The following is a 25,001-nucleotide window of genomic DNA, read 5'->3' as shown; positions in this document are numbered from 1 at the left end:
CACGGACTTCCTCTCGACATGGCCGTCGATGCACAGTTATTGCTATCTTACCCTGATATCGGGGTTTAACTCATAGAATTCCAGAGAATCGCTATTCAAGGGGCTGTGATGCCCGTAACTCACCCCGGCGCGCCCGGAGCTGCCCCAATTCCTGAAGCGCCTCGCGGGAGCGTGCCGGATCTGCGCCGCCGGCAAGGGACGCGGTGAGCATCGAAACCCTCCGGTCAATGGAGCGAATCTCAGCCTCGTTGACGACGAACTCGACGTTAGTCTGCGTGTCCCACGCACTTGTCGAGGAGAAGGAGCTCGCCGAGAGGATCTTCGGCGCGTCCGGACAGGCGCGCGTCGCGGCAGCAACGACGTCTGCGGGCGTGGTGCCCACCGGCGTCGCGAGCATCGACCAGGCAATCGCCTCATGGCGCGAATCAGCCCAGGCAAAGGTCGCGATGCGGTCCGCGTAGCCACGGAACAGGTCGATATTGTCCGCCATCATGGCGAGCAGGTTCCTCTCCGCCCGAATCTGCGTACGATCCTCGGCAGAGAGCGCGCCAAGAGAGACCGAAGGCTGCGGTTGCACCATGGGCTCCGGCTCTGGCACGTAGTCATAGCCGTAGTCATCCGCGGGCGCATACGCTTCTCCATAGCCACCCGAGGGCGCGTACTCATAGCCATAGTCATCGGCGGGAGCATTCCCCGTCTCCTCCCCCTCGACGGGTGTGGAGCGAATCTTCTCCTTCGTCACCTCGACGTCGATGCCAAGCCTGCCGGCGACCTGCTGCGCATAGCCATCGAGGAGATACGAGGACTTGAGCGGTGCGAGCACCTTCGCGATCTCCTCGAGCGCGGCGATCCTCAGGCCGGGGCTCGAAAGGTCGAGCGTCTCGAGTTTCTTGTCGACAACGAACTCGATGAGGGGCCTCGCCTGGCGCAGCTGTTCCTCCATCGCCTCGCGGTCGTGAGCCTTCAGGAACTCATCAGGGTCCTGGTTGTCTGGAAGCACGACGCAGGTAAGCGACGCCTTCGTGCTCTCGACATAACGAACGGCCGCCTCGGCCGCATGCTGACCGGCGGCGTCGCCGTCGAACATGCAGACAATGGTCTTCGCGAAGCGCGACAGCGTGCGGATATGGTCTGCGGAGAGCGCGGTGCCGAGCGCCGCCACGGTGTTGGTGAAGCCGGCCTCGTGCATCGAGATGACGTCCATATAGCCCTCGGTCACGATGGCGAACCCACGCGCGGCGATGCTCTCCTTCGCATAATCGAAGGCGAACATGTGCTTGGACTTGTGGAACACGCTCGTCTCGCGCGTGTTGAGGTACTTGGGCTTGGCATCCCCCATCACGCGGCCGCCAAAGCCGATGCAGCGGCCCTGCTCGTCATGGATGGGAAACATCACACGGTCGAAGAAGCGGTCTCGAAGACCGCCACCGCGAGAGACGCCCAGGTCAGCGGCCTCGAGTTCGCCTCGCGAGAAGCCCGCCTGCTGGAGCTCGCGCACGACGGACACGGACGGGTCGGCATAGCCGAGATGCCAGCGAGAGCAGATGTCCGAGTTAAAGCCACGGCTCGCGAAGTAGGCGCGCGCGGCGGCGGCGCCGTCACCCCTCCCGCGCATGAGGCGGGTTGAGAAAGAGGCCTGGGCAGCCTCGAGCGCGTCGATCACGCGCGTGCGCTTGGGCCCGCGCCTCGCCGTCCCCTGACCCTCTTCGATGTCTATGTGGGCTCGCTCCGCGAGGAAGCGAACGGCATCGAGGAAGTCGAGGCCCTCGCGCTTCATGACGTAGTCGAACACGTCGCCACCTGAGTGGCAGCCGAAGCAGTGCCACAGGCCAGTCGACGGCGTCACGTGAAACGACGGGCTCTTCTCGTGGTGAAAGGGGCAGCAACCCCAGAAGTCGCCGCCGCGCTGCCTGAGCACGACGGTCTCTGAGACGAGGTTGACGATGTCGGTTGCCTGGCGAACGCGCTCCTTGTCCTCCTCGGTAATCATGTGACACCCCCCTGACCTCGTCGTTAGTTGATTCTGATGCCCCGTCCGCCAAGCGCGCGGCCCGCCCAGTCGATGTTTCCGAGCACCGTTCGCTCGAGCTCCTCGAGCGTGGAGAACGGGCGGGAGTCGCGCAGCCACCTCACGAAGGAGACGCACGCCTTGCTGCCGTAGAGATCCCCGTCAAAGCCGATGAGGTTCGCCTCGAGAAGCGTGCCCTCGGGTACCTCGCCCTTGAAGCTCGGCGGAAGGCCGACATTGATGGCGGCGGGATAGGCACTGCGGGCACCATCATCATCCGCAATCGTGACGAAGCCGGCATAGACGCCCTGCTCGGGCACGCATGCAGAGGGGTCGCAGACGATGTTTGCCGTGGGGAAGCCAAACGACGCCCCCTCTCCCCTGCCGTGCTTGATCCTGCCAACCACCATGTGCGGACGGCCGAGAAGCCCGGCGGCCTCCTCGACACGCCCCGCATGCACCAGTCCGCGGATGCGCGTCGCCGTAACGGGAGCGCCGCCCTGTTCGAGAAGATCAACGCCCGTGACGTCAAAGCCGCGGATATCACCGACCCTCTGGAACAGCTCGAGGTCCCCCTCGCCGTGGGCACCAAAACGGAAGTCAGACCCAACGAAGGCAGCTTCGAAATAGTCCTCGAACTCGTCGCCAAAGATGAGGCCAAGCGCCTCGCCGGCAAACTCCGCCCACGTGAGCGACGCGAACTCGCGGTCGAAGTCGACGCAGACGACCGAGCTGACATCCGGGCAATCCTCATCCCCATCGAATGCGAGCATCGCGTTCACGCGCCCCTCGTCCGAAAGAAGCTTTGAAGAGGGAGTGGGACCGGAAAGCACGTCCGCCGGGTCTGGCGTGAACGTGAGAACGGCAAGCTTGTCTCCCCGCTCTGCCGCATCTCGCGCCGCACACTGAAGGAGCTCCTGGTGGCCGAGATGCACTCCATCAAAGACACCGATTACGCAGACGTAGCGATCAGACTTCAGGAGCTTCTGCCCATACGTCATGTACGAGACAATTTTATCGGAACCCTCGGAGCCTTCGACTGCCAGAGAGGCTAGCTCCGCCGGCTCGGGCGTGTCGAGAAGACGCCCCGAGAGCGAGAGGAGCTCTCGCGCGCGGGCGGCGGCGAGGGGCATCTCCGGCGCGAGGTCCATGAGCTCGCGGCCAAGCTCCGTGGAGTTTGCGGCAGCCACGGCCTCGGGCATCCCCGCAGGCGCGGCCTTCCCCATTGAACCCTTTGCCATCAGCGAACCCCTTCGATTGCCTGCGGGAAGTTGGTGGAGCAGACGAGATCGGTCGAGCGGCGTTGCCACACGCCTACGAGGGCGTGGTCCCACACGAGCGCAATAGGCTCGCCAGGCCTCGGCTCGCGGCTGGCGCCATCGAGCGAAACGAGACCCATGGGAATGTGACGCCCGCAGGTGATATCCGCAATCTCGGCGACCTCGACCGCGCGCGTGGCGATACCGAGACAGGCAACCGGGTCAAGCGCGCGGTCCGCCATCAAGTCGCGGCCACGCTCGGCGAGCTCGTCGAGCGACACACAGTCGGCGATTCTCACCATGCCCGCACTCGTGCGCCTAAGACCGCAGAGGTGAGCGTGGGTCCCAAGCGCGAGCCCCAGGTCACGCGCGACGCTCCTAATGTAGGTGCCCTTCGACACGTCGAAGTCGCACTCCCAGACGAGGGGCGATTCCGCCGTGCCCTCGCCGGTGACGGAAAGCAGGCTCGCCTCGTGGATAGTCACATGGCGAGGCGACAGCTTAACCTCCTTGCCCTCGCGCGCGAGCGCATAGGCGCGCTTGCCACCCACGCTGATGGCACTAAAGGCGGGAGGCATCTGATCAAGCTCGCCCACGAGGCCTGCCACCGCACGCGCGGCGACGTCGGCATCGAAAAGCTCAGAGGGCACCGCAGAAGATGCAATGACCTCGCCCTCGGCATCATCGGTGGTGGTCTGCGAGCCAAACTCGATGCGTGCGCGATAGCTCTTGCGGTCGAGCGTGAGCATGCCAAGGAGCTTGGTCGCCTGCCCCACGCCAACCACGAGCACGCCGGATGCGTCCGGGTCGAGCGTGCCGGCATGCCCCACGCGACGCTCGCCGAGCGCGCGCCTCACGCGGGAGACCACATCATGCGAGGTCATGCCACACGGCTTGTCAACCGCGAGAAGGGCGTTGATTCCAGATGTGCCACGTCGCATAGGTGTCGTTATGCCTCTCGGTCGATGTTCAACGATAGCTGTCGAGCAATGGGGGTGGGACTCTCGCCGGGACCCGCGACGAGGACGGCGCGCATGAGGGGCAGCACCGCGGCGAGCGTGGCGTCGATGCCCATGTCCGTCGTAAAGCCGGACGCGGCCTTGTGGCCACCTCCCCCGAAGGCGCGGGCGACGACGGAGATGTCATGGTCTCCCTTGGAGCGGAGGTTTCCGCGGATCAGGCCGTCCGGCGTCTCCTTGAGGAAGAGCGCGAGCTCGGAGCCCTCGACGCTGCGAACGACATCAATGAGACCGTCGCACTCGTCAGGCAAGGCGCCCGTACGCTCGAGATCTTTCCTCGTGGCGTAGCTGTAGGCGATACGCCCGTGCTCGAACGTCACGATCCTGCCCATGACCACGCTCTCGAGGTGGAGGTAGGCGAGCCTGAAGCTCTGGTACACGTTGAGTGAGATGAGCGAGGGCGACGCGCCCGCATCCACAAGCATGCTGGCGCACTCGAACGCCTCGGAATCCGCGTTCTGGTACTGGAAGCGGCCCGTGTCGGTCACAATCGCGCAGAACAGGCAGTTGGCGATGTCGGGAGTGATCGTGGCTCCCATCGCAAGCGCGAACTCCGCGATGATCACGCCGGCAGCGGCCGCGTCGGGACGAATGAGCGCGACGTCGCCGAAGGGCGTTGTGGACGGATGGTGGTCGAGGATCGCGACGTGCGCGCTGCGCTCGAGCACTGGCTGAGCCTGATTCAGGCGTGACGCGACGGAGAGGTCGACGATGATGAACAGGTCGGGATCGCCCTCATACGCGCTTGCGCGAACGAAGGAATCCGCTCCGGGGAGGAAGCGGTACAGGCGCGGTATAGGGTCGTTGTCAGCGAGCAGGTTCGTGACGTGCTTGTCCTCCCAGTGCTGGGAGATGAGCTGCGCGAGCGCAAGGCCAGAACCCAGGGCGTCGCCGTCCGGGTTGGTGTGCGCGCAGATGACAATCTCGGTCGCAGCATCAATGAGTGCAGCCACCTGCGCGAACTTCTCTCGTTGTTCTGAGAAGACCTTCTCGTCCCCTACGTTCATGGTTTAAGCCTCAGCGTCCTCTTCGAGAGCGTCGACATCATCAGCGCCATCGGCGTCCTCATCGTCCCCGGAGCCATCGACGACGGGATAGCCGAACTCGTCCTTCTCGACGTCAATCGTGGGAGGACGGTTCTCGAGGGCGACGGCGATGCGCTCGGCCTCGTCGGTAGTGGTGTCGAGAGAGAAGGCGAGTTCGGGGGTCACGCGCCAACCGAGGGCACGGCCGAGCAGCGAACGAAGGCGACCCTTGGCGCGATTCAGTGCCGCCATGACGGACTCGTAGCGCTCGGGCTCGCAGGAGACGTAGGCGCGAACGAAGGAGCGGTCGACGGACACCTCGCAACCAGTGAGGGTCACAAGCTCGAGATCGGGGTCGGAGATCTCGAACAGGAGGATGCTGGCGAGCTTCTCACGCGCGATCTCGCCGTTCCTACGCGAAGAGGAGTTCTGCTTCATCGTTTCCACCTTCTTTGGTCAAGTAGGGGCGACCCGCGTTGGGCCGCCCCAGGTACGTTACTAGCGTTATACCCGCCCGAGGCTACTCGGTGCGCGCGACCTCGTCGATGCGGTAGGCCTCGATCTGGTCGCCAGGCTTGATGTCCTGGAAGTTCTCGAGACCGATGCCGCCCTCGAGGCCGCTGCGGAGGGTCTTGACGTCCTCCTTGTAGTGGCGCAGGGACGCAATCTTGCCGTTGTAGACGACGATGCCGTCACGGACGAGGCGCACGGAGTTGGTAGCGGCAATCTCGCCCTCCTCGACGCGGACGCCGGCGGCAATGCCGACCTTCGGCACCTTGAAGGTGTCGAGGACGAGCGCCATGCCCGTGGAGACCTCGACCTCCGTGGGCTTGAGCATGCCGATGCGGGCGGCATCGAGGTCCTCGAGGGCCTTGTAAATGACGTCGTAGCAGCGAATCTCGACGCCCTGGTGTTCAGCGGCGGAACGGGCCTTGGCATCCGGACGCACGCCGAAGCCGATGATGATGGCGTTGGAGGCGTCGGCAAGGGTGACGTCCGTCTCGGTGATGGCACCGACGGCGGAGTGAATCGTGTTGATGCGAACCTCGGACTGATCCATCTTGTCGAGGGAGTCCTGAAGAGCCTCGATCGAACCCTGGACGTCGGCCTTGATGACGAGGTTGAGCTCCTTGACCTCGGCGTCCTCCATCGTGGAGAAGAGCGTCTCGAGCGTGACGTGCTTGACGCGGTTCTGCTCCTCGATACGGGCCTTGAGGGCGCGCTGCTCGGCGAGGGCGCGGGCCTCGCGGGCCTCGGTGAAGACGCGGAACTCGTCGCCGGCGGCGGGAACGCTCTGGAGACCGAGGATCTCGACCGGGTCAGAGGGGCCAGCCTCGGTGACCGGACGGCCCTTCGGGTCGAGCATGGCACGGACGGATCCGTAGGCCATGCCGGCGACCAGGGAATCGCCAATGTGGAGCGTACCGCGGGTCACGAGGACCGTAGCGACGGAGCCGCGACCGCGATCGAGCTTGGCCTCGAGGACGTTGCCGGACGCGAAGGTATTCGGGTTGGCCTTGAGCTCGAGGACGTCAGCCTGGAGAAGGACAGTCTCGAGCAGCTCGTCGATGCCGATCTTCTTCTTCGCGGAGATATTGACGAACATGTTCTGTCCGCCCCACTCCTCCGGGATGATGCCGTACTCGGTGAGCTCCTGACGGACCCTGTCGGGGTTGGCGCCGGGCTTGTCGATCTTGTTGACGGCCACGATGATGGGCACGCCGGCGGCCTTCGCGTGGTTGATCGACTCGACGGTCTGGGGCATGACACCGTCGTCCGCGGCGACGATCAGGATGACGATGTCCGTCACCTTGGCGCCACGGGCACGCATGGCGGTGAAGGTCTCGTGACCAGGGGTATCGATGAAGGTGATCGTGCGGTCGCCGATCTTGACCTGAGACGCACCGATGGCCTGCGTGATGCCGCCGGCCTCGCCGCTGGCAACGCCGGTGTGGCGGATGGCGTCGAGCAGGGACGTCTTGCCATGGTCGACGTGACCCATGACGGTCACGACGGGAGCGCGCGGGAGAAGGTCAGCCGGATCGTCGTAGAACGTGAAGGAGTTCTCCTCCTCCTTGCTCATGACCTTGACCTCGCGACCGAGGTCATCGGCGACGAGCTCGATGAGGTCGTCGGACATGGACTGCGTCATCGTGAGCGGGCTGCCCAGGAGGAACAGGCGCTTGACGATGTCAGAGGCGGGAACGTCGAGCAGCTCGGCGAGCTCGGCGACGGTGGAGCCGGTCGGGACCTTGACCATGCCAATCTCGGCGACGTTCTGGTCGTTCGCGATGGCCTCCTCGATTGCCTGCTCCTTGGCGGCCTGCTCGGCCTGCTTCTGGCGGCGCTCCTTGCGCTTCTTGCGGCGGCCGGTCGACTCGCGGGACGCCTCCTCGACGCTGGCGCGGGCCTCCTCGAGGACGCGCTCGCGGTTGTACTCCTCGGCGGCCTTGGCCATGCGGCTGTAGCGATCCTCGCCGTCATCCTCGGTGTGGCCCTTGCGCTTGCCGCGACCGCGCGCAGTGGCGGCCTTCTCGGGCGTGGCGGGACCCTCGTCCTTGGGGGCGCTCTTCGCGGTAGCGTGCTGGTTACCACGACGGGAACGACTCGGGGCGGCCTCGGCCTTCTTGGCGGCCTGCTCCTCGCGCTGCGCCTTGAGGATCTGCTCCTGCTGGGCGATCTGGTCAAGCAGGCTGGTCATGGAAGGCACGGACTTGGGGGCGTTGTCGCGGACGCGGTTACGCTCCTCCTCTTCCTTGCGCTTGCGCTCGGCCTCGGCGCGCTCCTCTTCCTTGCGCTTGCGCTCGGCCTCGAGGCGAGCACGCTCCTCGGCCTCCTTGGCGCGCTCGGCCTCGCGGCGCTTCTCGGCCTCGAGACGCTCCTCCTCGGCGCGGGCGCGCTCCTCGGCCTCGGCCTTGGCCTTCTCCTCGGCCTCGGCCTGCTTGGCAGCCTCGATCTCCGCGGCGTGGGCCTCGAGGATCGGAGCCATCTTCTTACGAATCATCGAGACGTAGGCATCCTCGAGGGTGCTCGAGGCGGACTTCGCCGGGATCTTCATGTCGGCGAGGTGGCCGAGCATCTCCTTGCTCGTCATGCCAAATTCCTTGGCAAGGTCATGTACGCGGGTCTTTGCCATGTGACCTACCTTCCTGTGCGGGCAATCATTGCGGGTCTTGCCCGCAGGGTTTCAAGTCAAATGAGCCGTCTGGGCTCGAGCATCCTAGATCAGGGAGTCCGGGTCGTCGGAGACCTCGACGTCGTCGCCGGCAAGGGCAATGGCCTCGTGGACGCCGCAGTAGCGGGAGTTGGGGCGAGCCATGTTGCGACAGCGGACGCCGTTGGCGCCGACGTACTCGCAGCGATGAGCCTCGTCGACGTCGATGAGGTCCTCGGGCTCGGCGGAAGGCGCGGAGATGCCCTCGAGCATACCGGCGGCGAGCGACTCGTTCTTGATGTCGATGTGCATGCCGGTCAGGCGAGCGGCGAGACGGGCGTTCTGGCCCTCCTTGCCGATGGCAAGGGAGAGCTGATCGTCCGGGACGATGACGGTGGCGTAGTTGGTGTCCTCATCAAACAGGACGCGGGAGACCTTCGCCGGGGAGAGCGCGTTGGCGACGCAGCGAGCCGGGTCATCGCTCCACAGGACGACGTCGACGCGCTCGCCACGGAGCTCGCCAACGACGGTGCGCACGCGGCTGCCCTTGGGGCCGACGCAGGCGCCGACCGGATCGAGGCGGTCATCGAGGGAGGAGACGGCGACCTTGGAGCGGACGCCGGCCTCACGAGCGATGGAGCGGACCTCGACGACGCCGTCGTAAATCTCGGGGACCTCGAGCTCGAAGAGGCGACGGAGGAGCTCCGGGTGGGTGCGGCTCACCACGATGGACGGGCGGGAGTGCTCGCCGCGAACGGGCTGCACGGTGGCGTTCGGGTCGCGGACGTCGATGATGACGGCCTTGATGCGCTGGTTGTGGCTATAGCGCTCGCCGGCCGGACGCTCGTTGCGCTCCTCCGGGTGACGCTTGCGATCGAAGTGCGGGAGCTCGGCCTCGACGCCCTCGCGAATCTTGACGATCGTGAAGTCAGGCGTGGACTGGAGGACGGTGCCGGTGATGATGTCACCGACGCGAGCGGAGAACTCCTCGTAGATCTGCTCGCGAGCGGCGTTGCGGACGATTGCATTGATCTCGGCCTTGGCGTGCTGCGCGGCGATGCGGCTCGTGTCCTTGGGCGTGACGTCGACCTCGTCGAACTCGGTGTAGTTGCCCTCCTCGTCCATCGAGTCATCCTTCGGGATGAGCTTGTAGACGTAGATCTTGCCGGTGGTACGGTCGATGGTGACCTTGGCGCCGAAGTCGAGGCGCATGACGTTGGCGTAGCTCGCGGCGAGCGACTGCTCGAGGCGGTCGAGCAGGTAGAGCTCGTCGATGTGCTTCTCCTGGCAGAGCATCATCAGGGCTTCCATCATCTCAGATGCCATGTGCGTTCCTTCCTGGTTATCTGTCATATGGCTCTAGGCCATTCGTTTCCAAACTGAGTGCGAAATGGGCAGACCCGCGAACGAAAGCCGTTAGGCCTTCTGCGCCTTGCCCTTCTTGGGCTTGTCGAAGGACTTCTTCTCGCCCTTCTCAAAGGTAGGCTTGATGGTGCAGCGACGTACCTCGGAGAGGGGAATCTCGACCTCGCCCTCGTCATCGACGATGACGACGGAGCCATCACGCATGCCGACAAGCTTGCCGGAGTAACGGCGACGACCCTCAACCGCAGTCGTCGTGAGGGCGACGGTCTCGCCAGCGAAGCGCTCGAAGTCGGTCTCGCGGCGAAGCGGGCGATCGAGACCCGGCGAGCTCACCTCGAGGGTGTAGGAGCCGGAGAACGGGTCGAACGCGTCGAGAACCTCGGAAACCCACTCGGTCTGAGCGGCGACGTCATCGAGCGAGATGGTGCCCCTCTCCGCGTTCTCCGGGTCATAGGCCCAGTCGATGCGGACGCGAACCGTAGGGGCCTTGGTGGCGCCAACGACCTCCACGTCAACGACGTCGATGCCATGCTGAGCGCCCGCTACCTCGAGGACCTCGAGGATTGCAGCGGCCTTGTCCTCTGCCATGTGACCCTCCTTCCCAGCGCGAGGCGTATAACCCCCGCTTACACACAAAGAGATGCGGGGCGAAAACTCCACCCCACATCCCTCAATCAAACACTCTTATCGGAGACAGTTTAATAAACAAGCAGGTAACACGTCAAGATGCATTTTGTGTGTGCAGATATGTCACAAGTCGAGCACACAACTCGCATCCTCCTTGCGAAGCCTAGCTCCGGTTAGGATCGGCGGAAAGGCGCGCAGCCAGTCACCGGAGTGTCCTCGTCAGGCAAAAGAGACGCCGCTCCCAAAAGAGCCGCTACTCCCCCGCCTCCGCGACGGCCTCTCCGGCTGTTTCCGGAGCATCGTTCGCAGCCGCTGTCTCGGGGTTCTTCGCAACGTCGATGGTCACGGTCGAGCCCTTGTCGGCACGCGTGCCGGCGGGCGGGTTGGTCGAGATGACACGACCGGTTAGCTGCTCGGTCGACTCCACCTCGTTCACCCCGACGTTAAAGCCCTTGTCAGAGAGGCGAGAAGTCGCCTGCTCGGTGCCAGAGCCGACAACGTTGGGGATTGTCCTGCCGCCAATGAGCTCGGCGCGATAGGCCATGAAGAAGACCAGGCAGCAGAACACCGCGACCAGCAGAAAGCCAAGGAAAAGACGAGCGACGCGCTTGCCGGTCTCCCCGCGAGAGCGACGGCCCGCGCCCATGCCGGAAAGGCCCTCGACGCTCCTGCGAGAGGCGGCGGCGAGGTCGGCAGATGCACGCTGCTCGTGACGATTGGCCCTATGCCCCCTCTTGGCGCCAGACAAGGCGCTCCCGCAACCGGGACAGCGAGTGGGAAGCAGACCCTCCCCAAGGTCACGACCGCAATGCGGACACTTCATGGCCGACCTCACCTCATAACATGACGGCGGGGCGCAAGAAGCGCCCCGCATAGACGGACTAATTGGCTACGACGTTGACGAGCTTGCCGGGAACGACGACGACCTTGCGAACGGTCTTGCCCTCGATCTGGGAGGCGACGGCCTCAAGGGCGGCCTTCTCGAGGTCCTCGCGGCTGGCATCGACGGCGACGTTCACGCGTGCACGGACCTTGCCCATTACCTGGACGGCGATCTCGACGGTGTCGGCACGAGAGAGCTCGACGTCGAACTCCGGCCACGGCTCGTTATAGACAGAACCGGTGAGGTGCAGGGCCTCGTGGTAAAGCTCCTCGGCCCAGTGCGGGCAGATGGGCGCGAGAATCGCCACGATGTCGTGGGCGACGCGATAGTCGAGCTCGTGGTTGCGTTCATCGGCCGGGGTCTCGATGAGGTACTTGCTCGCGGCGTTCACGATCTCCATGACTGCGGAGATAGCGGTGTTGAACTGACCACGATCGTAGTCGGCCGTACAACGGGCACCAAGGCCGTTAAGCGTGCGGAAGAGCTCGGCCGCCTGACCATCGAGCTTCGTGTAATCGAAGTCACCAGCCTGGGCGCCCTCGGAAAGCTGCCATACGATCGACCAGGCGCGCTTGATGAAGCGGTTTGCACCGGCGACGGCCTTCTCGTCCCAGTCGAAGTCCTTCTCGGGCGGGGCGATGAAGAGGATGACAAGACGCATGGTGTCCGCGCCGAAGGGCCCGATGACGCTGGAGGGCGGCACGACGTTGCCCTTGGACTTGGACATGGTCTCGCCGTTCTCGTCCTTGACCATGCCCTGGCAGAGCAGGTTGGTGAAGGGTTCGTCGGCGTCGATCATGCCGAGGTCGCGAAGGACCTTGGTCCAGAAGCGGCTATAGAGCAGGTGGAGAATCGCGTGCTCGATGCCGCCGATGTAGTTGTCGACAGGCATCCAGCGATCAACCGCCTCCTTGGAGAACGGGAGCTCGGTATTGTGCGGATCGCAATAGCGCAGGTAGTACCAGCTGGAGCACGTGAAAGTGTCCATCGTGTCCGTGATGCGCTTCGCGGGCTTACCGCACTTGGGGCACGTCGTCTCATAGAAGGGGGCGTACTCGGCGAGGGTCTCGCCGGCACCAAGGTCAAGGTTCTCGGGCAGGGTGACCGGCAGCTGGTCATACGGCACGGGGACGTCGCCGCAGCAGTCACAGTGGATCATCGGGATGGGGTTGCCCCAGTAGCGCTGGCGGCTGATGAGCCAGTCGCGGAGACGGAACTGGACCTTCGCGCGGCCAAGGCCACGCTCGGAGAGCCAGCCGAGAATGGCGTCCACTGCCTCAGAGTGCTTGCCGCCCTTAAGGCCGGTGAACTCGCCGGACTGGACGAGGTAACCCTCGGCGACCATGGCGTGGTCCCAGTCGACGGACGTGACGCGAAGCTCACGCTCGTCCTTGAGCTCATCGTAGAGGGGGTCATCCTTCTCGCAGATGATCGGAGCGATCTCGAGGCCGTACTTCTTGGCGAAGTCGAAGTCGCGCTGGTCACCGCAGGGAACACCCATGACGGCACCGGTGCCATAGTCCATGAGGACGTAGTCTGCGACCCAGATGGGGGCCGGGCGGCCGTTGATCGGATTGATGACGTAGCGGCCGGTGAAGATGCCGTGCTTCTCGCGCTCAGAGCCCTGGCGGTCGACGTTGGAGACCTTCTCCGTGGCGGCCTTGAGCTCCTTGAAGGCAGCCTCGTGCTCGGTGCCGGCGACAAGCTCCGCGGCAAGCGGGCTCTCGGGCGGAAGCAGGAAGAACGAGACGCCGAAAAGGGTGTCGGCACGGGTGGTGAAGACAGTGATCTTGCGATCGGTGGGCGTCACGCCGTCCTCGGCGGCGAGGGTAAAGTCAATCTCCGCGCCCTCGGAACGGCCGATCCAGTTGCGCTGCTGGGCCTTGACGTTCTCAGGCCAGCCTTCAAGCTTGTCGAGGTCGTCGAGGAGCTCCTGCGCGTAGTCAGTGATCTTGAGGTACCACTGGGAGAGCTCGCGCTTCTCGGGCACGGAGCCGCAACGCCAGCACTTGCCGTCGACGACCTGCTCGTTAGCGAGGACCGTCTGGCACTTGGGGCACCAGTTCACCGGAGACGTGGCGCGATAGGCAAGGCCCTTCTCCCACATCTTGAGGAACATCCACTGACCCCACTTGTAATACTCGGGATCACAGGTGCGGACGAGACGGTCATAGTCATAGGAGAAGCCCATGCGACGCATGGTGGCGAGGGCGTTATCCATGTTCTGGTACGTCCACTTGCCGGCCTGGGTGTTGTGCTTGATGGCCGCGTTCTCCGCGGGGAGGCCAAAGGCGTCGAATCCAATGGGGTGAAGCACGTCGAAGCCGCGCATGCGAGCCTGGCGAGCCATGGCATCGCCGATGGTGTAGTTGCGGGCGTGACCCATGTGAAGGTCACCGGAAGGGTACGGGAACATCTCCAGCACGTACTTCTTGGGCTTGCTGGGATCCTCGTCGGTCTTGTAGGTGCCTTCTTCGGCCCAGACGCGCTGCCACTTCTCCTCAATGGCCTGAGCGTCATAGGCGGGGAACTCGTGCCTATCGTTAGTCTTCTCGTCGCACATCGTACGTGCCCTCCATGGATACAAGCGGATAACTGCTAAATAGTAGCAGCTTTACTGACAATAAGGAGATCGCGGAAAACGCCCGGTTATCCAAATGGTTACCACGGCGAACAGATCGCTCGCAATCCTAGCGCCACCACGTCTCCCCCAACAAAAAGGCGCCGCCCCTCTACCTCGAAGGACGGCGCCACAGGAACGATTCTACGTTGTCCTAGTTAAAGGACACAGACTGGGTGCGATCCTTAAGGACGACGTCGTGAGCGCCACCCTCGACGATGGAAGTCGAGCTGACTAGCGTTAGTCGAGCCTTCTCCTGGAGCTCCTTGATGCTGTTGGCACCGCAGTTGCACATCGTGGACTTAATCTTGTAGATGGTCATGTTGACGCCATCCTTCAGCGAGCCGGCGTACGGCACGTAGGAGTCGACGCCCTCCTCGAAGGAAAGCTTCGCGGCGCCACCGAGGTCATAGCGCTGCCAGTTGCGGGCACGAGCGGAGCCCTCGCCCCAGTACTCCTTCATGTACTGGCCGTTGACGTTCACGCGGTTGGTCGGGCTCTCGTCGAAGCGGGCAAAGTAGCGGCCGAGCATCATGAAGTCCGCACCCATAGCGAGGGCGAGGGTCATGTGATAGTCATAGACGATGCCGCCGTCGGAGCAGACGGGAACGTAGATGCCGGTCTCCTCGAAGTACTCGTCACGGGCGCGACAGACGTCGATAAGGGCAGTGGCCTGGCCACGGCCGATGCCCTTGGTCTCGCGGGTGATGCAGATGGAGCCGCCGCCGATGCCGACCTTGACGAAGTCAGCGCCGCACTCGGCGAGGTAGCGGAAGCCCTCGGCGTCAACGACGTTACCGGCGCCGACGATGACGTCCTCGCCGTAGTTCTCGCGAATCCAGTCGATCGTGAGCTTCTGCCACTCGGAGAAGCCCTCAGAAGAGTCGATACAGAGGGCATCGGCGCCAGCCTCGAGAAGCAGGGGCACGCGGGTGGCGTAGTCACGGGTGTTGATGCCGGCGCCGACCATGTAGCGCTTGTGGGCATCAAGCAGCTCGTCAGGGTTGGACTTGTGGGAGTCATAGTCCTTACGGAAGACGATGCCAACGAGGCAATCATCGGCGTTGACGATGGGAAGGGCGTTGAGCTTGTTGTCCCAAATAATGTCGTTGGCGACCTTGAGGGTCGTCTCCTCGGTGCCCACGATGAGCTGCTCGCGCGGGGTCATGAACGTGGCGACCTTGGCCTGATGGTCATCGCGGGAGGGACGGTAGTCGCGGCTCGTGACGATACCGAGGAGCTTGCCATGGGGCGAGCCGTCCTCGGTCACGGGCATGGTGGAGTGGCCGGTCTGCTCCTTGAGGCGCATGACCTGTTCCATCGTCATCTCGGGCGTGAGCGTGGAGTCGGACACGACGACGCCGGCCTTGTAGTCCTTGACGGCCTTGACCATGGCAGCCTCGGCCTCGGGGGTCTGGGAGCCGTAGATGAAGCTCATGCCACCCTCGGTGGCGAGGGCGATGCCCATGCGCTCGCCAGAAACGGCCTGCATGATGGAGGAGACCATGGGGATGTTCAGCGTGACCCTCGGCTCCTCACCGGCCTTGTAGCGGCACAGGGGCGTCTTAAGGGAGACGTTCGCCGGGATGTTCTCGGAAGAAGAATAGCCAGGTACGAGCAGGTACTCAGAGAAAGTGTGCGATTCGCCTTCGAAGAACGTTGCCATGTATGCTCTCCCAATCTGTCTATTGCCGCGGACGGGGGCCCGCTGGCCGTATGCCGACTCAATCTTGACAATTGTAACGTCTGATACCGATGGCTTGCTACCACTATCTAATTCAGGGGACCTAACCTTTTGGCAGGTCGCACAATGCGCGAACGAAAGTCGCCACCCGACGCGCGAATTGGCACGCGCCGCACGCACGGATGAATGCACGGGCAAGCGCCGGAAACGTAAACACGCGAGGCATAACCTGAAAAAGGGACTGTCCCTTTTTCAGGTCGGCACACGCCGCAAGCGCAAGGATGCAACGCATAAAGAAAGCGTGACCATGCTAACGTCCGGCTAGAGCGAACACATGGCCACGCAATGAACCAAAGTAGCAGGGGTTCTATGAGTTCTCGGCGGCGTTGATCTGATCCATGGAGATGGAAACCGTGTGCTTGGTGGGAACCCACTCGACCTTCTTGAAGAGGGCCGCGATGCAGATGGGGATGTAGGTCATCATGAACAGCGGGAAGGTGAAGAGGTTCGTAAAGATGCGCCAGCGACGCTCCTTGCGGCAGATGATGTGCTTGCGCTCAGAAATCGTCGTGATGACGGCGAGGACGAAGAACGTCACGTACATCGAGCCGAACGTCATCATGAGCGAGCCCACCGCCATGGAGAGCTCATTTTGTGTAGCGAGAAATCCGTGGCTTAGGCCGCCGATGACGAGATAGACCGTGTTCACGAAGGCGGAGACGAGCGTCAGGATGTTGCCCGGCGCGATGGTCATCAGCATGTCATAGGAGCCGAAGCGCTTCTTGCCGACACCATGGATCAGGTCTCCCACATACGAGAAGAACACCTGGTAGAAGCCCTTAGTCCAGCGCATGCGCTGGGTCCAGGAACTCTTAAGGTCGATAGGCTGCTCGTCATAGAACTCGGCCGGGGCGTACGCGATGCGGATGCCGTTGGCGGCACAGAACGTCGAGAACTGGATGTCCTCCGTGAGGGTGTGGAAGTCCCAGCCGTTCATACCCTGGATGATGCGCGACGAGACCATCCAGCCGGAGCCGGAGATGGCGCAGCCCGTACCGCAGAGCATGCGTGAGTTATTGAGGAACTTGGCCTCGCGAAGGAACCACAGCGCATAGGCAGAGCTAATCCAGCTCGAGTCGAAGTTCTTGGAGTTGCGGTAGCTCGTAGCCACGAGGTAGCCCTGGTCAAAAACCTTGTTCATCTCCGTCACGTAGGTGGGCGACAGGAGGTTGTCCGCGTCGAAGACGAAGAAGGCCTCGTACTTGCCGGGATACTCCTCAAGGATGCGGGCGAAGCCGTAATCGAGAACCCAGCTCTTACCCTTGCGGGCGAGGTCATTGCGCTCATAGACGATGGCGCCGGCTCGCCTCGCCTCCTCCGCGGTGTTGTCGGTGCAGGCGTCCGCCACCACGAAGGTGTCAATGAGCTCGGAGGGATAGTCTTGAGCCTTGATCGAACGCACGAGGTTTGCGATCACGCTCTCCTCGTTGTGCGCGGCGATGAAGAAGGCATAGCGATGATTCTTCTTTGCCTCCGGGAGCTTGACCTCTCCGCGCTTCCACGTCACAAGGATGTAGACGAACTGGTAGAAGTACGCGAAGGTGAAGAAGCACCAAATGATGAAGTTGAAGACCACAATGGGCGTGATACCCAGACGATTGAGTTCCAAAACGGCCTCTCGCTCGAATCGAATGCTTATGCGACCATGGCCAAACGAGTGCTAGGCGCGCCCAAGGAGCATGGGGCAGATACCCTCCCCCGCCTCGGTGCGGCCCATCGAACGACCTTCGAGCGATTCTAGTACAGCTGCGAGGTCATTAGGGAGTGTGTCGCGAAGCTCTACGGTCTCTCCGGACACGGGGTGCGCAAAAGAGACGCTCCACGAGTGCAGGAACTGCCTCGTGAGACCAAGATTCTGGGCAAGGTCGCCGCGCCCGTAGAGCGGATCTCCAATAACCTGGTGGTTGATGTGACGCATGTGAACGCGAATCTGGTGTGTGCGGCCGGTGTAGAGATGGCACTCGAGCAGCGTGTAGCCCTCGTCGCGACGCGCCGCCTCGAAACGCTCGAGAACACGGAAGGTCGTGATCGCCTCACGCGCACCCGGCTCGTCAGAGACGGCCATGCGGATGCGGTCACGCGTGGAGCGCGCGATGCCCGTGTCGATGGTGCCCGAATCCGCGGCGACATAGCCCCAGACCAGCGTGACATAACGGCGGTCGAGAGTCCTCAGGCGGATGAGGTCCTGGAGCGCCTTCTGAGTTGAATCGTCCTTGGCGGCAAGCATGAGACCGGAAGTGTCCATGTCGAGGCGATGGACGATGCCCGGACGGTCATCACCCTGAAGCGTCCCCAGGTGAGCGAGCCCGCAGTGGGCGACGAGGGCGTTCGCGAGGGTGTCATCAACGTGACCGGGGCTCGGGTGGCAGACGAGGCCCGGCTGCTTGGAGAGCACGATGAGGTGCTCGTCCTCATACCGAATGTCGAGGTCGATGTAGGGGTTGGGCGCGAGGCCTCCCTCGGGCACGAGGGGCTCGGGGTCGTCAACCGTGGCGCGCACCCTGTCTCCGAGAAGGACCTTCTCGCTCTTCGAGGTCGCTGGCGTGTCATTGATCGTGACGAAGCCCTGCTCCACGAGTTTTGAGCAAGCGGAGCGAGACGGCATGCCCTCGCCCGTCGCAAGGAACGCGTCGAGGCGGCAGCCATCGGACTCCGGCCCCACGAGAAGGTCGACTATGCGCTGCGCCATGCTAATTCTCCTCGCGCGTGTTCTCGGCATTCGACGCGGCGTTGGCGGCACCCGAGTCATCCCCCGCCTCGCGAGCGACATCCCAACGCCAGGCGAGCGCGAACGCGATGACTACACCGCAAGTGACAAAGATATCGGCGACGTTAAAGACCGGGAAGTCGATGAAGGTCGTGCAGAAGAAGTCAGTCACGCGGCCAGCCGCCACGCGGTCGATGAGATTGCCCACTCCCCCGCCCGCAACGGCGCCAAGCGCGCAGACAAGCGAGGCGGGCATCTCGCGCTCGCGAGCGACCAAGATGGCAAGACCCAGGCAGATGGCGACGGCGAGCACGACGAAGACCCAGGTTGAGCCAGAGCCGATCGAGAATGCCGCGCCCGTGTTCATGACGAGGGAGAAATCAAGCACGCCGGGAATGAAGGGCACGGGGCCGCCGGCCAGCGCCTCGCGCGCCCAGGCCTTGCTGACCTGGTCAAGCGCGACGGCGCAGGCGGCGACCCCTGCAAACGCAGCTATGCGACGAGAGCCCGTCAAGGCTACTCAGCCTTCGTGGCGGCCTCGGCAACGGCCTCGCTGCAGCGGCAGCACAGACCGTCGGCACCAAGCGGACGCCAGTTCCAGCAACGCGGGCACTTCTCGCCGTGGGCGGGAAGGACCTCGCAAGCGAGCTCGTCGCCAGAGGCGAGCTCGACCTCAGAGCAGACGAAGGCCTCGGCGAGGAGAGCCTCAGAGCCCTTGAGGAGCTCGTAGGACTCCGCCGGGAGCGTCAGGACGCAACGCGTGGCCTGGCTGGTCTTCTCAGTGACGACGCCAGAGGCGAGGGCGGCCTCGTTGGCCTTGGTGTAGGCACCACGAGCCTCAAGCATGGCGTTGTAGGCGGGCAGCAGGGCCTCGACCTCGTCGTGGGCGAGAGGAGCCGTCCACCAATCGAGAAGGGCGGCAAACTTCTGGCCATCGCGAGCGGAGGCCGGGAGGTGCTCCATGACCTCGTCGCAGGTGAACGACAGAATCGGCTGGAGATCGCGAAGGAGCATCTCGAGCAGGTAGTACCAGCAGGTCTGGGCGCTGCGGCGGGTCTTGGCGGAAGGAGCGTCACAGTACATGCGATCCTTCGTGGCATTCAGGTAGCCGTTGGAGAGCTCGGTGACGACGAAGTCATAGAGCGCACGATAGACCTGGTAGAAGCGGTAGCCGGCGTAGGCCTCGCTGACCTTCTCGTGCATCTCGCAGGCGCGAGCCAACACGAGGCGGTCATACTCCTCCATCTCGGAGACCGGCACGAGGTCGCACTCGGGATCGAACTGGCCCTCGAGCTCGCCGAGGAGGAAGCGGAAGGTGTTGCGGAAGCGGCGGTAGGCGTCAGAGGTGCGCGCGAGGATCTCGTGGTCGACGGCGACGTCGTGGCTCGTGTCGGTGGAGGCGACCCAGAGGCGCAGGATGTCGGCTCCCATCTCGTCACAAACCTTGTTCGGGTCGATGACGTTACCGAGCGACTTGCTCATCTTGCGACCCTGGCCATCAAGCGTGAAGCCCTGGGAGACGACGGACTTGAACGGGGCGATGTCATTCGCGCCGAGCGAGGTCAAAAGCGAGCTCTGGAACCAGCCGCGGTGCTGGTCAGAACCCTCGAGGTACATGTCCGCCGGATACTGGAGCTCGTCACGGAACTCGCAGACGGCCTTCCAGGAAACGCCGGAGTCCCACCAAACGTCGAGGATGTCCTTGCCGGGCTTGAGGTGGTGACCGCCGCACTTGGGGCAGACGCAGGCATCGCCGAGGTAGGACTCGGGAGCGTCCGTGAACCAGGCGTCGGAGCCCTTCTCGTGGAAGAGCTTGATGACCGCGTCGAGCGTGGCGTCGTTCATGACGGTCTCGCCACAGTCCTCGCAAGTAAAGCTCGGAATGGGCACGCCCCAGTTGCGCTGGCGGGAGATGCACCAGTCAGGCCTGCCCTCGACCATCGCGCCGATGCGGTTCTTGGCGTGCTCGGGGTACCAGGCGACCTTGTTCTCGATGGTGTCGAGAGCCTCCTCGCGAAGGCCGGTCTTGTCCATGGAGATGAACCACTGGTCAGTAGCGCGGAAGAGCACGGGCTGGTGGCAACGCCAGCAGTGCGGATAGCTGTGGTTGATGTCCTCGTGGAGGATCAGCATGCCGCGCTCGTCGAGCCAGGCGATGATCTTCGGGTTGGCTTCGTTGACCTCGAGACCAGACCACGGGCCGCCGGTGCCCATGGTGTCGCCAACGTAGAAGCGGCCGTCGTCGTCGACGGGCATGACCACGGGGATGCCGAACTTCTGGCCGGCGAGATAGTCGTCAACGCCGTGGCCGGGAGCGGCGTGGACGATGCCGGTGCCGTCGTCGAGCGTGACGTAGTCAGCGTAGATGAACTCGCCCTCGACACCCTGGTCGCCAAAGATCGGCTGCTTGTACTTGTTGTGGCAGAGCTCGGTACCCGTCATGCTCCAGGGCTCGCCGTCCTCGCCGAGGACGAGCTCGACGTCGCCATAGCCAAACTTGGCGCAGTCGCGCTCGACCAGGGACTGGGCCATGAGCTCGGCGTGGCCGTCGTGGATGACGGCGACGTAGGAGGCCTCCGGGTGCAGGATGACGGCGTCATCCGCGGGCAGGGTCCACGGGGTGGTGGTCCAGATGTCGACGAACAGCTTGCCCGCCCAGGCCTCGAGGCCGGCGGGGACGGTCGTCATCTCGAAGCGCACGAAGATGGCCGGGCTGACCTCGTCGCCGTACTCGATCTCAGCCTCGGCGAGGGCCGTGTGGCAGTGAGAGCACCAGTGGACGGGCTTGTGGCCGCGATAGACCATGCCCTTGTCGAACATCTTCTTGAAGACCTCGATGTCAGCGGCATCGTGCTGGTGGTAGAGCGTGAGGTAGGGATTGTCCCAGTCACCGAGGACGCCAAGGCGACGGAAGCCGGCCTTCTGGAGCTCAATGTTTTCGACGGCGAACTCGTTGCACATCTCGCGGATCTCAGAGGTGGGCATCTCGTTGAACTTTGCGGTGCCGACCTTCTCCTCGACCTTGTGCTCGATGGGCTGGCCGTGGCAGTCCCAGCCGGGAACGTAGGGAACGTCGCGGCCCATCATCGACCAGTAGCGGTTGATGATGTCCTTCGAGATCTTGTTCATGGCGTGGCCGATGTGGATCGGGCCGTTGGCGTACGGAGGGCCATCATGCAGGACGAACTTGTCATGACCCTCGTTCTTCTTGCGCGCCAGCTCATAGACCTTGTTGTCGTTCCAAGCCTTGAGGCGCTCGGGCTCGCGGACAGCGAGGCTCGCCCTCATCGGGAAGCTCGTGCTCGGGAGGTTCATCGTCTGCTTGTACTCGTTTGCCACCTGCAAAAACTCCTTTCGCGGGCATCTGCCCACATCAGCCAAGCGCCCGCGCGCGTTACACGCGCACGAAAAAAGCGCCCGCCCCGACCGCCGGGACGAAGCGCCTGGATACGGCTTGCGCCGTGACGTTTCGCTTAACCACCCAGCGGGCGAGGAACTCGCCTTACTCGGCTGGCCCGTCACGGGGACCATTCCGGCGACGCCTACTGGGGACAACGCTTTCACGCGCCTGTTTGGGCCGCAGCTCCGGGGTGATTTTCGCTTGAGTGTGACTGCGGGCTCCCACCGTCCCCGCTCGCTCTATGCCACAGTGACCAGGCTACTCTTCCCCATCACAGCTTTTCGAGGGGATATCTTAACACGTATTCGACGGGCGATGAGGCTCGCTTTAGGAAGTCGCGGAACCTTCTCCCGTCATGGCCGCATGCTCGGCCTTGACGGCCTCGATGAGGCGGACGAGGGGCCAGGTGCGGTTCTCACGCGTGAGGGCGGCCTTGGCACCCACGACGCAATCCTCCTCGCGGCAGCGCGCGCAGAACTCCTCCACCTGGGGCTGGGTGAGGCCACAAAGGAGAACGAACTCCCCCGCCGGCATCGGGCCCGCATAGGGCACGAGGCGCGGCCTCATCGCCGGGAGGCGAGCGAAGGCTCCCGCAGGGTCACCGAGACGCTCGGGTATGGCCGTTCGACAGACGAGGCCCATCTCGCGAAGCACGGCGCGCACGGCCGCGCCACGCTCCGAATCAGGGCCAAGCCCCCAGAGCACGGCGCAAGGCACCGGCCCCGAGGGCTTGGACTTGGATGAGCTCTTTTTGCTCTTGCCCGGCATTAGCCGAAGTAGCGCTCGAGCAGGCCCTTGAGGGCCTTGCCGTGACGGGCCTCGTCACGAGCCATCTCGTGGACGGTGTCGTGGATGGCGTCGAGACCGTTCTTCTTGGCGCAGGAGGCAAGCTCGAACTTGCCCTGGGTGGCGCCGAACTCGCAGTCAACGCGCCAAGCGAGGTTGTCCTTCGTGGTGGCCTTCATGTTCGGCTCAAGCTCGGTACCAAGGAGCTCCGCGAACTTGGCGGCGTGCTCGGCCTCCTCGTAAGCGGCCTTCTCCCAGTAGAGACCGACCTCAGGGTAGCCCTCGCGGTGAGCGATGCGAGCCATGCAGAGGTACATGCCGACCTCAGAGCACTCGCCGGTGAAGTTAGCCTTCAGCTGCTCGAGGATGTAGGCCTTGTCCTCGTCAGAGATCTCAGGGTTGTCCTTGACGGTCTTGTCATAGATGCCGTACTCGTGCTCGGCGGCGAGGGTGAGCTCACCCTCGACCTTCTCGAAAGCGCTGGCCGGAGCGTGGCAGACCGGGCACTCCGCGGGCGGCTCGGCGCCCTCGTAGATGTAACCGCAGACCTTGCAAACCCACTTATCCATAAAATCCTCCTTTGTAGTGGCGGCGCTCCCAGGCACCGCCATCCTCTCCTATGCATGACGGCCATTGCTGACCGAGATGTCTAAGCCTCGCTCACCTGGGACGACGCATTCTCATGCGCCTTCTGGCAAGCCGGACACACGCCGTCGAACTGAAGCTCGTATCCACTCACAGCGTACCCAGACACGGCAGACGCCCTCTCGTCGAGAAGTGCCGGATCGTCAACGGCGGGCATGATCACGTCATCCACCCTGCCGCATTCGACGCAGTGAACGTGATAATGCGGGAAGGTCTGGTGATCGAAGTGATCCGCGCCGTTGTTGATCCTGACGCGCAATGCCACTCCCTCATCCGAGAGCCTCGAAAGCGTGCGAAAGACCGTTGCCCTGCTGATGGAGGGATGCGTGGCATGAACGGCCTCATAGACCTCATCCGCCGTGGGATGATTAGCAAGCCCGACAAGCGCGTGATGGATGATTGCCTTCTGTACCGTGTTTCTTGCTGCCATGTCCCCTCCTTCCTTATGTGAGCTAATTAGTAGTATATCCAATTGCGACTAGATATCAATAAGTATTTTCTACTATTTAGTTAGCCTTAGTTGATACCTGCCGAGTGCCAGCTATCCCAAAGGCTTGTTTGAGGCAACGCTGGATGGGAGCGAGGAGAACGATGTCAAGAACGGATGCCGCGCACCATGAGAGCGCGTACGAGGCAAAGGTCGCCACCAGCCAGAGGAAAACGCGCGTGGCGCCATCAAAAGCCGCAAGGTCGACATGCCCAAAAACGAGCACGATGGCAGCGGCTTGAAAGAGATAAATCGAATAGCTGCGGCGGCTCGTCCACTCTATAAAACGCGTTGCGCGAGAGCCCCTCACGCGGACCCCTGCCGCAAGCACGAACGCCCCCACCGTGGAGAAAACCCAAAGATGGCTGGGATTGGAGCGTTCGAAGCCGAACTGCGCGAGGAGGGCGTCGCCAACCCAGAAGAGAAGACCGAGAAGAAGGGCGTGGTTGCGGGCTTCGCCCGACGTGACCGACCCGAGGCGACGGAGCGCATAGCCCATGCAGAAGAAGAGCGGGTATCCAAAGAGCGGCTCCATGCGCGCCGGGATGAGGTGAAGCAGGGTCGAGGAGAGATCAGCCGCCCAGGTCACGCCAAACGCAGAAAGCGAGGCGACGAGATCGCAGGCGACGCCCCAGAGGGAGAGCGCAATAACGACCTTGACGAGCAGCCTGAGCTGAGAGTCGCTTAGGGCCTCAAGCATGACGAACAGGAACGGGGCACCCAGGAGCATCGGTATGAGAACGGGGACGAACCACCACGCGCCAGAGATGATGCTCGAAGCGAAGGCGAGATAGCCCGCGGGGGAAACGGCGGAGGAAGCGCCCCCGTCAAGCCCCAGAGCACCCAGATAGCCAAACCTCGCCGCAAAGGCATAGGCCACGACGGAATAGACGATGATCGGCACGACAACGCTCACGAACTTACCAAGGTAATAGTCGCGCAACGTTCCCTTGAGCGGCCGGATTGCGAAATAGCCCGAGAGGGCGAAGAACACAGGGTCACAGAGAAGGAAGAGCTTCGCGAGGCCCTCGGTAACATCGGCGCCGCACACGACTCCGAGATACGGGACAGCGTGAACCGCGACGACGGCAAACATCGCCATGGACCTAAGAAGGTCGAGCCGCACGTCCCTCTCACTTGCGCCTGCTCCCACGTCGCCTCCCTCATGCCTCTCGATCGATCCAACCAAATAACGCCCGGATACCATCATAGATGACGTCCCGGACGTTAATAGCGCAGGGGCTCCCCGGCACATGGCCCGGGGAGCCCCAT

Annotated in this window: 19 protein-coding genes; all 19 read right to left on the bottom strand. The window is 63.4% G+C overall.

What is annotated here, in order from left to right:
• Positions 1–91: 91 nt before the first annotated feature.
• Positions 92–1,990 carry a DNA primase gene (gene dnaG / locus ABCN07_RS06330; protein ID WP_343005888.1) on the bottom strand — a complete coding sequence of 633 codons (1,899 nt, stop codon included), beginning with the start codon at positions 1,988–1,990 and terminating at the stop codon, positions 92–94.
• A gap of 23 nt (positions 1,991–2,013) precedes the next feature.
• Positions 2,014–3,249 carry a riboflavin kinase gene (locus ABCN07_RS06325; protein ID WP_343005887.1) on the bottom strand — a complete coding sequence of 412 codons (1,236 nt, stop codon included), beginning with the start codon at positions 3,247–3,249 and terminating at the stop codon, positions 2,014–2,016.
• Positions 3,249–4,208 carry a tRNA pseudouridine(55) synthase TruB gene (truB, locus tag ABCN07_RS06320; protein ID WP_343005886.1) on the bottom strand — a complete coding sequence of 320 codons (960 nt, stop codon included), beginning with the start codon at positions 4,206–4,208 and terminating at the stop codon, positions 3,249–3,251. The genes ABCN07_RS06325 and truB overlap by 1 nt, the downstream gene beginning before the upstream one ends.
• An 8-nt stretch (positions 4,209–4,216) precedes the next feature.
• Positions 4,217–5,293 carry a bifunctional oligoribonuclease/PAP phosphatase NrnA gene (locus ABCN07_RS06315; RefSeq protein ID WP_343005885.1) on the bottom strand — a complete coding sequence of 359 codons (1,077 nt, stop codon included), beginning with the start codon at positions 5,291–5,293 and terminating at the stop codon, positions 4,217–4,219.
• Positions 5,294–5,296: 3 nt separating this feature from the next.
• Positions 5,297–5,749 carry a 30S ribosome-binding factor RbfA gene (gene rbfA, locus ABCN07_RS06310; protein ID WP_343005884.1) on the bottom strand — a complete coding sequence of 151 codons (453 nt, stop codon included), beginning with the start codon at positions 5,747–5,749 and terminating at the stop codon, positions 5,297–5,299.
• An 82-nt stretch (positions 5,750–5,831) separates the two neighbouring features.
• Positions 5,832–8,447: a translation initiation factor IF-2 gene (gene infB / locus ABCN07_RS06305; protein ID WP_343005883.1), complete on the bottom strand. Its 2,616-nt coding sequence runs from the start codon at positions 8,445–8,447 to the stop codon at positions 5,832–5,834.
• A gap of 84 nt (positions 8,448–8,531) precedes the next feature.
• Positions 8,532–9,791, bottom strand: coding sequence for a transcription termination factor NusA (gene nusA, locus ABCN07_RS06300; RefSeq protein WP_343005882.1), 1,260 nt, complete (start codon positions 9,789–9,791; stop codon positions 8,532–8,534).
• Positions 9,792–9,881: 90 nt separating this feature from the next.
• Positions 9,882–10,418, bottom strand: a complete 537-nt coding sequence (gene rimP, locus ABCN07_RS06295; protein ID WP_343005881.1) for a ribosome maturation factor RimP — start codon at positions 10,416–10,418, stop codon at positions 9,882–9,884.
• 292 nt (positions 10,419–10,710) lie between these two features.
• Positions 10,711–11,280 (bottom strand): PASTA domain-containing protein, encoded by a 570-nt coding sequence (locus ABCN07_RS06290; RefSeq protein WP_343005880.1) that lies wholly within the window; start codon positions 11,278–11,280, stop codon positions 10,711–10,713.
• 58 nt (positions 11,281–11,338) lie between these two features.
• Positions 11,339–13,903 carry a leucine--tRNA ligase gene (gene leuS, locus ABCN07_RS06285; RefSeq protein WP_343005879.1) on the bottom strand — a complete coding sequence of 855 codons (2,565 nt, stop codon included), beginning with the start codon at positions 13,901–13,903 and terminating at the stop codon, positions 11,339–11,341.
• Positions 13,904–14,114: 211 nt separating this feature from the next.
• Complete coding sequence (locus tag ABCN07_RS06280; RefSeq protein WP_343005878.1) at positions 14,115–15,626, bottom strand: IMP dehydrogenase; 1,512 nt, start codon at positions 15,624–15,626, stop codon at positions 14,115–14,117.
• 385 nt (positions 15,627–16,011) lie between these two features.
• Positions 16,012–17,313, bottom strand: a complete 1,302-nt coding sequence (locus ABCN07_RS06275) for a glycosyltransferase family 2 protein (protein ID WP_343005877.1) — start codon at positions 17,311–17,313, stop codon at positions 16,012–16,014.
• Between the two features lie 51 nt (positions 17,314–17,364).
• On the bottom strand, positions 17,365–18,393 hold the full coding sequence (locus tag ABCN07_RS06270) for an RluA family pseudouridine synthase (RefSeq protein ID WP_343005876.1): 1,029 nt from the start codon (positions 18,391–18,393) through the stop codon (positions 17,365–17,367).
• A gap of 1 nt (position 18,394) precedes the next feature.
• Positions 18,395–18,925, bottom strand: a complete 531-nt coding sequence (gene lspA / locus ABCN07_RS06265; protein ID WP_343005875.1) for a signal peptidase II — start codon at positions 18,923–18,925, stop codon at positions 18,395–18,397.
• 2 nt (positions 18,926–18,927) lie between these two features.
• Positions 18,928–21,750 carry an isoleucine--tRNA ligase gene (ileS, locus tag ABCN07_RS06260; RefSeq protein WP_343005874.1) on the bottom strand — a complete coding sequence of 941 codons (2,823 nt, stop codon included), beginning with the start codon at positions 21,748–21,750 and terminating at the stop codon, positions 18,928–18,930.
• Positions 21,751–22,138: 388 nt separating this feature from the next.
• Positions 22,139–22,579, bottom strand: coding sequence for a DUF3783 domain-containing protein (locus tag ABCN07_RS06255; RefSeq protein ID WP_343005873.1), 441 nt, complete (start codon positions 22,577–22,579; stop codon positions 22,139–22,141).
• Positions 22,579–23,166, bottom strand: coding sequence for an NADH peroxidase (locus tag ABCN07_RS06250; RefSeq protein ID WP_293814086.1), 588 nt, complete (start codon positions 23,164–23,166; stop codon positions 22,579–22,581). Before ABCN07_RS06250 ends, ABCN07_RS06255 begins: the two co-directional genes overlap by 1 nt.
• 80 nt (positions 23,167–23,246) lie before the next feature.
• On the bottom strand, positions 23,247–23,672 hold the full coding sequence (locus tag ABCN07_RS06245) for a transcriptional repressor (RefSeq protein WP_343005872.1): 426 nt from the start codon (positions 23,670–23,672) through the stop codon (positions 23,247–23,249).
• Positions 23,673–23,748: 76 nt separating this feature from the next.
• On the bottom strand, positions 23,749–24,882 hold the full coding sequence (locus ABCN07_RS06240; RefSeq protein WP_343005871.1) for an acyltransferase: 1,134 nt from the start codon (positions 24,880–24,882) through the stop codon (positions 23,749–23,751).
• Positions 24,883–25,001 lie beyond the last annotated feature (119 nt).

Origin of the sequence: Collinsella sp. 1033st1_E11_1033SCRN_220408 (genome assembly GCF_039062465.1) — a bacterium.
Classification (GTDB): Bacteria; Actinomycetota; Coriobacteriia; order Coriobacteriales; family Atopobiaceae; genus Parolsenella.
The sequence above is the reverse complement of the archived record's forward strand: the minus strand, read 5'-3'. Positions and strand labels throughout refer to the sequence as shown.

Bases quoted from the DNA above. Each gene is read 5' to 3' on its own strand.
- dnaG (WP_343005888.1), bottom strand. From the start codon at position 1,990: ATGATTACCGAGGAGGACAAGGAGCGCGTTCGCCAGGCAACCGACATC.
- ABCN07_RS06325 (WP_343005887.1), bottom strand. From the start codon at position 3,249: ATGGCAAAGGGTTCAATGGGGAAGGCCGCGCCTGCGGGGATGCCCGAG.
- truB (WP_343005886.1), bottom strand. From the start codon at position 4,208: ATGCGACGTGGCACATCTGGAATCAACGCCCTTCTCGCGGTTGACAAG.
- ABCN07_RS06315 (WP_343005885.1), bottom strand. From the start codon at position 5,293: ATGAACGTAGGGGACGAGAAGGTCTTCTCAGAACAACGAGAGAAGTTC.
- rbfA (WP_343005884.1), bottom strand. From the start codon at position 5,749: ATGAAGCAGAACTCCTCTTCGCGTAGGAACGGCGAGATCGCGCGTGAG.
- infB (WP_343005883.1), bottom strand. From the start codon at position 8,447: ATGGCAAAGACCCGCGTACATGACCTTGCCAAGGAATTTGGCATGACG.
- nusA (WP_343005882.1), bottom strand. From the start codon at position 9,791: ATGGCATCTGAGATGATGGAAGCCCTGATGATGCTCTGCCAGGAGAAG.
- rimP (WP_343005881.1), bottom strand. From the start codon at position 10,418: ATGGCAGAGGACAAGGCCGCTGCAATCCTCGAGGTCCTCGAGGTAGCG.
- ABCN07_RS06290 (WP_343005880.1), bottom strand. From the start codon at position 11,280: ATGAAGTGTCCGCATTGCGGTCGTGACCTTGGGGAGGGTCTGCTTCCC.
- leuS (WP_343005879.1), bottom strand. From the start codon at position 13,903: ATGTGCGACGAGAAGACTAACGATAGGCACGAGTTCCCCGCCTATGAC.
- ABCN07_RS06280 (WP_343005878.1), bottom strand. From the start codon at position 15,626: ATGGCAACGTTCTTCGAAGGCGAATCGCACACTTTCTCTGAGTACCTG.
- ABCN07_RS06270 (WP_343005876.1), bottom strand. From the start codon at position 18,393: ATGGCGCAGCGCATAGTCGACCTTCTCGTGGGGCCGGAGTCCGATGGC.
- ABCN07_RS06255 (WP_343005873.1), bottom strand. From the start codon at position 22,579: ATGCCGGGCAAGAGCAAAAAGAGCTCATCCAAGTCCAAGCCCTCGGGG.
- ABCN07_RS06250 (WP_293814086.1), bottom strand. From the start codon at position 23,166: ATGGATAAGTGGGTTTGCAAGGTCTGCGGTTACATCTACGAGGGCGCC.
- ABCN07_RS06245 (WP_343005872.1), bottom strand. From the start codon at position 23,672: ATGGCAGCAAGAAACACGGTACAGAAGGCAATCATCCATCACGCGCTT.